The organism is Flavonifractor plautii ATCC 29863 (genome assembly GCF_000239295.1).
Lineage (GTDB): Bacteria > Bacillota > Clostridia > Oscillospirales > Oscillospiraceae > Flavonifractor > Flavonifractor plautii.
Genome location: NZ_JH417752.1, coordinates 1 through 2,239, shown reverse-complemented (window position 1 = coordinate 2,239; position 2,239 = coordinate 1). Strand labels below are relative to the sequence as shown.

The window sequence follows — 2,239 nt, the reverse complement described above, 5'->3', positions numbered from 1 at the left end:
ATTCAGATGTCCAATATGTATTGTAGTCCTACATCCATCTTTGGTCATAAAAAATCCTCCAATCTTGCCAGAGGCCGGAGGATGTGATATACTGTCTCCGATACCTCGTGGTTGCTTCACGTGGTGTCATGCCCTCGTCGATGTGTCCGCACCGGCGGGGGCGCTTTTTGTTGTGCTCCATTAAATTTATGAAACAAGGAAATGCATTGCTATCCAAAAAATCGTTATTGCGGAAAGCGCAGAAACCGTTGTCGCATTTATTTCCTCATCAAAGAGCCAGTAAATAAATATGTACCCAATTTCAAAACCCGCAAAAGCTAAAGCTACCCATTGGAACATCCCCGACCCCCACTTTCGTACTCGAGGTATTTGTTTCCAAAGATATCTATCGCATAGTTCTTAGCAATTTCATCTTGATTCTGCTGGCCTTGTAGTGTAAGTACGAGGTCAGCAATTTCTTTAGAATCAGCCTCAATGATGATCTTCACCCCACTTACCTCCTTCTCCGCCCCGTCAGGGGCGGGCGTCTTTTTCTCCATTGGTGCTATCTTTCTTCTTGCGTTTCCGTGTGGGTCTATCTCGGTACCCCTCGGCGTAACCAGCAATATAAAGTAACGCTTCTTTGGGGAGACCGACTAGGCGATCCGCAATAATCTGTGCGTCGGATACTCTATCGAGGTTTATGCTCATCGGTTCACCTCCTTCGCTTAACGATACTTTACCATAGTTTAACGAATAAGTCAACACTTTTTATTCGCCCAGCGAAGATTTTTGTTGACTTATTCACTTCGTTGTGATTTAATAAATATCAGACAGGAGGTGCAATAATGTGGAAACCATCAACGAAAGAATTGCGTGGTGTATAAAAGATGCCGGGATCAAAAAGGCTGAGTTTGCTCGTAGACTTAACCTTTCACAGCCGTTTGTTTCGGAGCTATGTTCTGGGAAAAACAATCCAAGCGACCGCACCATTGCCGACATCTGCCGTGAATTTAACATCTCCGAGCTCTGGCTGCGTACCGGGGAAGGAGAGCCCCATATCCAGAGGGACGAGGACGAGGAGTTCCTCGAAGTCATGGAGCAGATCCATATGTCTGATGATGATCTGATTAAGCGGATTATTAAGGCATATTGGTTTATGGAAGACGACGAAAAAGCCGCCATCAGAAAACTGATAGACGGCTTTACAAAAAAATAAGGCCCCGGTTTCCCGGAGCCTTTTTTATCACTTATTATGTAGTTTTTCGAGGACGAGGGCACGCGTAAGGAGTGATTTCAGATATGTTTCATTTCTGTTCCGCTCCATGACAAGTTCAATTTCTTTTTTAAGCATTTCAACTTTTTCTCCATTTGGCGTCATTTCGCGCCCTCCTCCCAATTTGTACCTTACCAATATTTTGGTCGGGAATTTTGCTCCCCTTGTTTATCATTATAGAACTTTAGTTCTATTTAAGCAATATGTGTTATCACCAAATTGTGGCAGCTTATTTTCTATATGCTAAGAGATTGCTTCGTTGGAAAAGGGCGGATTATTGGACTATTCTTATGATATGGTACACCAGCCCATGATTGCCAAACAGAACAGGAATCTAGCGACAGAATTGTAATAGGAGGATTTACATATGCTTGACGAAAAAGATTTGCAGGCAATCGCACAGTTGATGGAGAAGCAAAAACAGGACATCATGTCTGAAACGAAGGGCTTGTTGGAACAGCAGAAACAGGACATCATGCACGATGTAAAGGTTTTATTGGACACGGAGGTCACAACCCGATTTAACCTTTTGGCCGAGGGACAGCAGGCTATTATGGACGCCATCACGCCAAAAAGTGAAATCGAGGAACTGCGAAACGAAGTATCCGTGCTTAAGCTGGCGATCCGCACCATGAATCAGGAAATCGCCGAACTCAAAAAAGCGCAATAAAATACCGCCCCCGGTGCTACCAACACCAGGGACGGCTCACATAGGGGTGATAAGGTTTGGCCGCCATTATCACCCCTTTATTTTACCAGAATAGGGGGAAAAGTCAATGAGAAGAGCGAACGGAACCGGAAGTATTGTAAATCTTGGCCCAAACCGCAGAAACCGATACGCCGTTAGAGTGTCATATTTGGAGCGGCCCGGGCTGTGGAAGCAAAAGTATTTATCCTACCACAGAACTGCCAAAGAAGCACAGGAGGCCCTCGATAAATATTTGGCATCTAATTGTAGGTTTGTCAAACATATTGGACGGTGAA

The 2,239-nt window shown here is 44.5% G+C and carries 3 protein-coding genes; 2 read left to right on the top strand and 1 reads right to left on the bottom strand.

The features are described 5' to 3' along the window. Nucleotides 1-323: 323 nt before the first annotated feature. Nucleotides 324-488, bottom strand: a complete 165-nt coding sequence (locus HMPREF0372_RS19670) for a hypothetical protein (RefSeq protein WP_155116996.1) — start codon at nt 486-488, stop codon at nt 324-326. 341 nt (nt 489-829) lie between these two features. On the opposite strand from HMPREF0372_RS19670, the gene HMPREF0372_RS08825 reads away from it, so the two are divergent. Continuing rightward, on the top strand, nt 830-1,198 hold the full coding sequence (locus HMPREF0372_RS08825; protein ID WP_007491072.1) for a helix-turn-helix domain-containing protein: 369 nt from the start codon (nt 830-832) through the stop codon (nt 1,196-1,198). Between the two features lie 424 nt (nt 1,199-1,622). Then, on the top strand, nt 1,623-1,925 hold the full coding sequence (locus HMPREF0372_RS08820) for a hypothetical protein (protein ID WP_007491068.1): 303 nt from the start codon (nt 1,623-1,625) through the stop codon (nt 1,923-1,925). Nucleotides 1,926-2,239 lie beyond the last annotated feature (314 nt).